Raw genomic sequence first — 7,397 nt, forward strand, 5'->3', positions numbered from 1 at the left:
GGACGTCCGACAGGCAGGAGAGACCACACATGGCGAAGGTTCTGGTGCTGTACTACTCGACTTACGGTCACGTGGAGCAGATGGCCTACGCCGTCGCCGAGGGCGCCCGCGAGACGGGGGCCGAGGTCGTCGTGAAGCGCGTGCCCGAGCTGGTGCCGGAGGAGGTCGCCCGGCAGAACCACTTCAAGCTGGATCAAGCGGCGCCGGTCGCGACCGTCGCCGAGCTCGCCGACTACGACGCGATCATCTTCGGCACGCCGACCCGGTACGGCAACATGGCCTCGCAGATGAAGCAGTTCATCGACCAGACCGGCGGGCTCTGGATGAAGGGCGCGCTGGTCGGCAAGGTCGGCTCCGTCTTCACCTCCACGGCCTCGCAGCACGGCGGCCAGGAGACGACGCTGACGAGCTTCCACACGGTCCTGTTCCACCACGGCATGGTTGTGGTCGGCCTGCCCTACAGCTTCCAGGGACAGGCGGGCGTCGAGGCGGTGAAGGGCAACACGCCCTACGGCGCCAGCACGATCGCGGACGGCGACGGGTCGCGCCAGCCGAGCGCCGTCGAACTGGAGGGCGCGCGGTTCCAGGGGCGCCACGTGGCCGGCATCGCGGCCAAGCTGGCCCGGGACTGAGGAGCCAAGAAAAAAGGCTCGGATTGCTCCGAGCCTGAAAGGAAAAAGGCCATTGGGGGCTGAGAAGGCCTTCGTGATCAGTAAACGGGTCAGGCCGAACTCTGTTCCGCTGCCGGCGAAAATTTCTCCGCCGTCAGCGGGGCGCGGCCGCCCGGGCGAGGCGGTCTCGGATCGCCTCGCCGAGGCCGTCCTCGGGGATCGGCGCCACCGCGATGGTCTCGGCCCCCGAGGCGTCGAGGTCGCGCAGGGCGCCGAACAGCCGGGCAGCGGCCTCCGCGGGATCGCCCGCCGGGCTCAGGTTGAGACTGGCCCGCGCGGTCTCGTGACCGGCCGGGGGGCGGGGCCCGAACAGCAGGGCCGCCTCGCCGGGCTCGACCCGCACCGCGTCGAGGCGGACCCGCGCCCGCGGCGCGTAGTGCGAGGCGAGCATGCCCGGGCCCGCCGGCCGGTCGGCATCCGCCGCCTCGGGCGCCGCCGGATCGAGACCGAGCACGTCGCGGAGCGCCGCCCGGGTGATCCCGCCGGGCCGCAGCAGCCGCGGCGGGCCGCCGAGGCAGGCCACCACCGTCGATTCGACGCCGACCGGCGTGTCACCGCCGTCGAGCACCGCGGAGATCCGGCCGGCGAGATCGTCGAGGACGTGGGCGGCCCGGGTCGGGCTCACCCGCCCTGACCGGTTGGCCGAGGGCGCCGCGACCGGCCGCCCGACCTCCGCCAGGAGGTCCCGCGCGAGCGGGTGCGCCGGGACCCGTAGCGCGAGGCTCGGCAGGCCGGCGCGGACGAGATCGCAGACCCGCGTGCCCGTGTGCGCCGGGACCACCAGGGTCAGGGGGCCGGGCCAGAAGGCCTCCGCGAGGCGGCGCGCCGGCGCGTCGAAGACCCCCTCCGCCAGGGCCGCCACCGCGTCGGGCAGGTGCGAGATCAGCGGGTTGAAGCGCGGCCGCGCCTTGGCGGCGAAGATGCCCGTCACCGCGGCGGGGTCGGTGGCGTCCGCCCCGAGCCCGTAGACGGTCTCGGTGGGGAAGGCGACGAGACGGCCCGCCCGCAGGAGGGCGGCGGCCTCCGCGAGGCCGGCCGCGTCGGCGGGAAGCCGCCGGGTCGCGGACGGGACCGTTGACCCGGGATCATTCATGCGGGAAGCCGTCTCCGAGGTCATGGCCGCGCGAGCCCCGCGCGCCTATCCTCGCCCCGCCCTAGCGCCGGTGCGCGGGCGCGGTCAAACCCGCCCCGGACCGAACGAGCGGGCGGGCCGCCACACGGGAGGATCGTATGAGTTACCGCGCCCCGGTCCCCGAGATGCTCTTCACGCTGCGGCACGTGGCCGGGCTCGACGCGGTCGATCCCGACGACGCCGAGGCGATCCTGACCGAGGCCGGCCGGATCGCCGCCGGCGTGATCGCGCCGCTCAACCGGGTCGGCGACCGGCACGGCACCCCCTTCGCGGACGGGCAGGTCACCACGCCGCCGGGCTGGCGCGAGGCGTACCGCACCTTCACGGAGGGCGGCTGGAACGGGCTCTCGGCCGAGGCCGATCACGGCGGCCAGGGCCTGCCGAAGCTGATCGAGGCCGCCTGCACCGAGATGTGGAACGGTGCCAACCTCGCCTTCGGCCTCTGCCCGCTCCTGACCCAGGGCGGCATCGAGGCGCTCGCCGCCCACGGCTCCGACGACCTGAAGGCGCGCTACCTCGAGAAGCTGGTCTCGGGCGCGTGGCCCGCCACCATGAACCTGACCGAGCCGCAGGCGGGCTCCGACCTCGCCCTGCTGCGCACCCGGGCCGTGCCGGCGGGCGACGGCACCTACCGGATCACCGGCAACAAGATCTACATCACCTACGGCGAGCACGACCTCGCCGACAACATCGTCCACCTCGTCCTGGCCCGGCTGCCCGACGCGCCCGCCGGCACGCGGGGCATCTCGCTGTTCCTCGTGCCGAAGGTGCTGCCGGACGGGACCCGCAACGACCTGCGCTGCTCCGGCATCGAGCACAAGCTCGGCATCCACGCCTCGCCGACCTGCTCCATGGCGTTCGGCGACCAGGGCGGCGCGACCGGCTGGCTGATCGGCCAGGAGAACAAGGGGCTGGCCTGCATGTTCACGATGATGAACGCGGCCCGGCTCAATGTCGGCCTGCAGGGCGTCGGCGTCGCCGAGGCCGCGACCCAGCGCGCGCTCGCCTACGCGCAGGAGCGCCGCCAGGGCAAGGCCGTCGGCGCCGCCGAGGCGACGAGCCCGATCGCCGCCCATCCGGACGTGCAGCGCATGCTGCTCACCATGAAGGCCTCGACGGCGGCCGCCCGCGCCATCTGCTACCTCACCGCCGCGGCCCTCGACGCCGCGAAGGGGCCGGAGGGGCAGGCCGCCCTGGACCGCGCCTCGCTGCTGACCCCGGTGGCGAAGGCCTTCGCCACCGACCTCGCCAACGAGGTGACCTCGCTCGGCGTGCAGGTCCACGGCGGCATGGGCTTCGTGGAGGAGACCGGGGCGGCGCAGCTCATGCGCGACGCCCGGATCCTCGGCATCTACGAGGGGACCAACGGCATCCAGGCCATCGACCTCGCCGCCCGCAAGCTGCCGCTGAACGGTGGGGGCACCGCGCGGTCGCAGATCGCCTGGATGCGCCGGGCCGCGGAGGGGCTGCTCAAGGCCGGCGACCCCGCCTTCGGCCACATGGCGGCGCGGCTGCGCGACGGGATCGGCAGCCTCGACCGGGCGACGAGCCACCAGCTCGCCGCGCTGAGCTCGAACCGCCCCGAGGCGGCGCTCGCCGGCGCGACGCCGTACCTGCGCCTGTTCGGCCTGACGCTGGGCGCCGCCTGCCTCGCGCGCAGCGCGCTCGCCGCGAGCGCCGCCCGGAAGGCGGGCGAGACGGACCCGGCGCACGCGGCCCGCATCGCGCTCGCCCGGTTCTACGCCGAGAACCTCCTGGTGGCCGCTTCCGGCCTGGAGCAGGCGGTGGTCGAGGGCGGCGCCTTCACGGACGACGCCGCCCTGGCGCTGGCGGTTTGAGGAGCGGACCATGGCCGAACCCGTCACGATCGACGACCTCGCGGGCGGCGTCCGCCTGATCACCCTGAACCGTCCGGAGAAGAAGAACGCCCTCACGGGCGCCATGTACGACGCGATGCGCGCGGGCCTGGCGGAGGCCGACGCGTCGGACGCGGTCGGCGCCGTGGTCTTCGCCGGGCAGCCCGGCATGTTCAGCGCCGGCAACGACCTCGCCGACTTCATGCGCCAGGCGTCCGGGGACAGGGCCGAGGACGGCTTCAGCACCTCGCCGGCGCTGGCCTTCATCCGCCAGCTCGCCCGCACCCGCACCCCGATGGTGGCGGCGGTCGACGGGATCGCGGTCGGCATCGGCGCGACCCTCTGCCTGCACTGCGACCTCGTCTACGCGAGCCCGGCGGCGCGCCTGCGCATGCCCTTCGTCGAGCTCGGCCTCGTGCCGGAGGCGGCGTCGAGCTACCTGCTGCCCCTGCGGGTCGGCCGGCTCAGGGCCACCGAGCTGCTGCTCCTGTCGCGGCCGCTCGAGGCCGACGAGGCGCAGGCGCTGGGTCTCGTCAACGCGGTGCTGCCGGCCGACATGCTGGTCGAGCAGGCGATCGCGCAGGCGGCGCGCCTCGCCGCCCTGCCGCGCGGGGCGCTGACGGCGTCCCGGGCGCTGATCCGGGGCGACCAGGCGCAGGTCGAGGCGGCCCTGGAGGCCGAGGCCAAGGCCTTCGACGCCCAGCTGCGCTCGCCCGAATCCCAGGAGCGGCTCGCCGCCTTCCTGTCGCGGTCGAAGCCCGCCGCCTCGGCGTGAGCCCGCCCGACCTCTCCGAGAAGATCTGCCTCGTCGCGGGCGCGTCGCGGGGTGTCGGCCGGGGACTCGCCCGGGCGCTGGGCGAGGCGGGGGCCACGGTGATCGTCACGGCCCGCTCCAGCGAGACCGGCCCGCGCACCGAGATGCGCGCGGAGGCGATCGAGGACACGGCCCGCGCGGTCGACGCGGCCGGCGGGCGCGGGCACCATTACCTGTGCGACCACCGCTCCGAGCGCGCCACTGACGCGCTGATGCACTGGGCGCTCCGCCGGTTCGGGCGGATCGACGTCGCGGCCTGCAGCGTGTGGAGCGGCAACGAGGGCTACGACGGCGAGCGCTACCCGGACGGCGCCGGCTGGGGCACGCCGTTCTGGCGCCGCTCGGCAGAGCCGTATCTCGGCCTCCTCGAGGCCGGGCCCCTGCCGGCCCTGCTGCTCGCCCGCGCGGTCGCCCCCGCCATGGTGGCGGCGCGGGCCGGGCTGCTGGCGCTCGTCTCCTTCGGGACCGAAGATTACCTCGGCGACGTGTTCTACGATTCCGCCAAGGCCGCGACCAACCGGCTGACCCTGGCCTTCGCGCGGGAGCTCGCGCCCCACGGCGTCACCGCCCTCGGCCTCTCGCCGGGCTTCGTCGCCACCGAGCGGGCGCGCGACCTCGGCCACGCGCAGCACGCCACCGAGAGCCCGCTCTATGCCGGCCGGGCGCTGGCGGCGCTCGCCGCCGACCCCGGCATCGCCGCGCGGGCGGGCGCCGTGCTGCATGCCGGCGACCTCGCGCGGGTCTACGGGTTCACCGACGCCGACGGGACGCGGCCGGAGCGGTTCCGCGTCGGGCCGTGACGGTTCCGGCTAGACCTGTCGCCCGAATGGCGCAGCCCCGCGGCAAACGGGCCGGATCCGCCCCATGACCCGTCGGCGGGGTTGATTCACCGGGTCCGGACGCGCGTCCTGTCGGGATCGGCGGCTCCGATTGCTGCGGGAGCGAAAAACGGCCTTAATTCGCCCGCAGGTCAGGGGTCGATCCTGTGCCCGTTCCGATCTCCGGTCGGGCCGGGACCGCGCGTGTGAACGAGGGAAACTGGCATGTCGGAAGCGAACACGGCCCCGCGCGTGCTGATGGTGTTCCCGAAGTTCTACGAGAACTCCATGTGGAACTTCAAAGAGGCCATGGAGCTGCAGGGCGCCCGCGCGCCCGCGCCGCCGCTCGGCCTGATCACGCTGGCCGCGATGCTGCCGCCGGCCTGGCAGGTGACGCTGGTCAACCGCAACTGCGAAGAGCTGACGGACGCGCAGATCCAGGCGGCCGACCTCGTGATGACTGGCGGCATGCTGCCCCAGGAGCCGGACTGCCTCGTGGTCATCGACCGCTGCGTGGCGCTCGGAACCCCGGTCTGCGTCGGCGGCCCGGCCCCGACCTCGACGCCGGAGGTCTACGACAAGGCCGACTTCCTGGTGCTGGGCGAGGCCGAGGGCATCCTCGACAAGTTCGTGGCCGCCTGGGAGGCGGGCGAGCGCCGCGGCCGGCTCACGGCCGAGAAGTTCAAGGCCGACGTCACCAAGAGCCCGATCCCGCGCTTCGACCTGCTGACCTTCAGCCACTACCTCTATATCGGCGTCCAGTTCTCGCGCGGCTGCCCGTTCACCTGCGAGTTCTGCGACATCATCGAGCTCTACGGCCGCGCCCCGCGGACCAAGACCACGCCGCAGATGCTGGCCGAGCTCGACCGGCTCTACGGCCTCGGCTACCGCGGCCATGTCGACTTCGTCGACGACAACCTGATCGGCAACAAGAAGGCGATCAAGCTGTTCCTGCCGCACCTGATCCAGTGGCAGGAAGCGCACGGCTACCCGTTCAAGTTCTCCACCGAGGCCTCGCTGAACCTCGCGGACGACGACGAACTGCTCGGGATGATGCGGGACGCGAACTTCTTCGCCCTGTTCACCGGGATCGAGACGCCCGACGAGGCGACGCTGATCCAGACGCAGAAGAAGCAGAACACCAAGCGCTCGATCGCCGACAGCGTGCACAAGCTCTACGAGCACGGCATGTTCGTCACGGCCGGCTTCATCGTCGGCTTCGACACCGAGAAGGACAGCATCAGCAAGGCGATGTCGCTGTGCATCGGCCAGACCGGCATCCCGATCGCCATGGTCGGCCTGCTGTTCGCGCTGCCGAACACGCAGCTCTCGCGCCGCCTGCGCAAGGAGGGCCGCCTCTACGAGAACTACGCGGCGACCACGGCCGACCAGGGCGACCAGTGCACGCAGGGCATCAACTTCGTGACCCTGCGCCCGCAGCGCGACGTGCTCGCCGACTACCGCGACGTCCTCCAGGAGATTTACGACCCGCCGAACTTCTTCGACCGGGTGCGGGTGGTGGCGCGGCGGGTGAAGCGGCCGAGATTCGCCGCGCAGAAGCTCAACTGGCGCCACGTCGCCCACGATCTCTACTCGCTGCTGCGCGTGTGCTGGCGGATGACCGTGCGGCGTCCGGAACTCGCCAAGCACTTCTGGAGCGTGTTCCTGGAGACCGCCCGCCGCAACCCGGCCGCCCTGGAGGCCGTGGTCACCAACATGGTGATCTACCTGCACGTCTACCCGTTCTCGCGCTACGTCATCCGCGAGATCAACGGCCGGATCGCCGACCTCGACGCCGGCCGCTGGGTGCAGCCGCCCGTCCTGGCGCCCGAGGCCGAGACCTGCAAGGCGCCGCCGGTCGGCAAGGTGGTGGCCAAGGCCGAGGTCAAGCACCTCGCGGCCGTGGCCTGACGGGTCGCCCGTTCAGCGCATCCCGCCGGCGCCCTCACCCTGTGGGGCCGGAGCGCAGCGGAGGCCTCGAAGGAGGGCTCCAGCAGCCGCCCCGATCCCTGGAGCCCTCCGTCGAGGCCGCTGACGCGGCACCTCAGGATGGGGACGGTTCGTGGGATGTGATGCCGCCGCGCTTGCGGGCTTGGCCGATCATCG

6 protein-coding genes are annotated in these 7,397 nt (G+C 73.2%); 5 read left to right on the forward strand and 1 reads right to left on the reverse strand.

Translation table 11 applies throughout. The features are described from left to right. Positions 1-29 precede the first annotated feature (29 nt). Positions 30-632, forward strand: a complete 603-nt coding sequence (gene wrbA, locus ME121_RS28070) for an NAD(P)H:quinone oxidoreductase (RefSeq protein ID WP_012320764.1) — start codon at positions 30-32, stop codon at positions 630-632. Between the two features lie 133 nt (positions 633-765). On the opposite strand, the gene ME121_RS28075 is transcribed toward wrbA, so the two are convergent. Next, a complete protein-coding gene (locus ME121_RS28075; protein ID WP_059409988.1) occupies positions 766-1,764 on the reverse strand; it encodes an L-threonylcarbamoyladenylate synthase in 999 nt (332 codons plus the stop codon). A 137-nt stretch (positions 1,765-1,901) separates the two neighbouring features. Here ME121_RS28075 and ME121_RS28080 point away from each other — a divergent pair, with 137 nt between their 5' ends. From ME121_RS28080 to ME121_RS28095, 4 genes are all read left to right on the forward strand, one after another. Beyond that, a complete protein-coding gene (locus ME121_RS28080; protein ID WP_042672505.1) occupies positions 1,902-3,641 on the forward strand; it encodes an acyl-CoA dehydrogenase family protein in 1,740 nt (579 codons plus the stop codon). Between the two features lie 10 nt (positions 3,642-3,651). Then, complete coding sequence (locus tag ME121_RS28085; RefSeq protein WP_012320761.1) at positions 3,652-4,434, forward strand: enoyl-CoA hydratase-related protein; 783 nt, start codon at positions 3,652-3,654, stop codon at positions 4,432-4,434. Continuing rightward, positions 4,431-5,273: an SDR family NAD(P)-dependent oxidoreductase gene (locus ME121_RS28090; RefSeq protein ID WP_012320760.1), complete on the forward strand. Its 843-nt coding sequence runs from the start codon at positions 4,431-4,433 to the stop codon at positions 5,271-5,273. The genes ME121_RS28085 and ME121_RS28090 overlap by 4 nt, the downstream gene beginning before the upstream one ends. Positions 5,274-5,516: 243 nt before the next feature. Next, positions 5,517-7,202: a B12-binding domain-containing radical SAM protein gene (locus tag ME121_RS28095; RefSeq protein WP_012320759.1), complete on the forward strand. Its 1,686-nt coding sequence runs from the start codon at positions 5,517-5,519 to the stop codon at positions 7,200-7,202. The last annotated feature ends 195 nt before the right edge of the window (positions 7,203-7,397 follow it).

The sequence above is a fragment of the Methylobacterium sp. ME121 genome, from assembly GCF_000974725.1.
Classification (GTDB): domain Bacteria; phylum Pseudomonadota; class Alphaproteobacteria; order Rhizobiales; family Beijerinckiaceae; genus Methylobacterium; species Methylobacterium radiotolerans.

Bases quoted from the DNA above. Each gene is read 5' to 3' on its own strand.
- ME121_RS28085 (WP_012320761.1), top strand. From the start codon at position 3,652: ATGGCCGAACCCGTCACGATCGACGACCTCGCGGGCGGCGTCCGCCTG.
- ME121_RS28095 (WP_012320759.1), top strand. From the start codon at position 5,517: ATGTCGGAAGCGAACACGGCCCCGCGCGTGCTGATGGTGTTCCCGAAG.
- ME121_RS28080 (WP_042672505.1), top strand. From the start codon at position 1,902: ATGAGTTACCGCGCCCCGGTCCCCGAGATGCTCTTCACGCTGCGGCAC.
- ME121_RS28075 (WP_059409988.1), bottom strand. From the start codon at position 1,764: ATGAATGATCCCGGGTCAACGGTCCCGTCCGCGACCCGGCGGCTTCCC.
- wrbA (WP_012320764.1), top strand. From the start codon at position 30: ATGGCGAAGGTTCTGGTGCTGTACTACTCGACTTACGGTCACGTGGAG.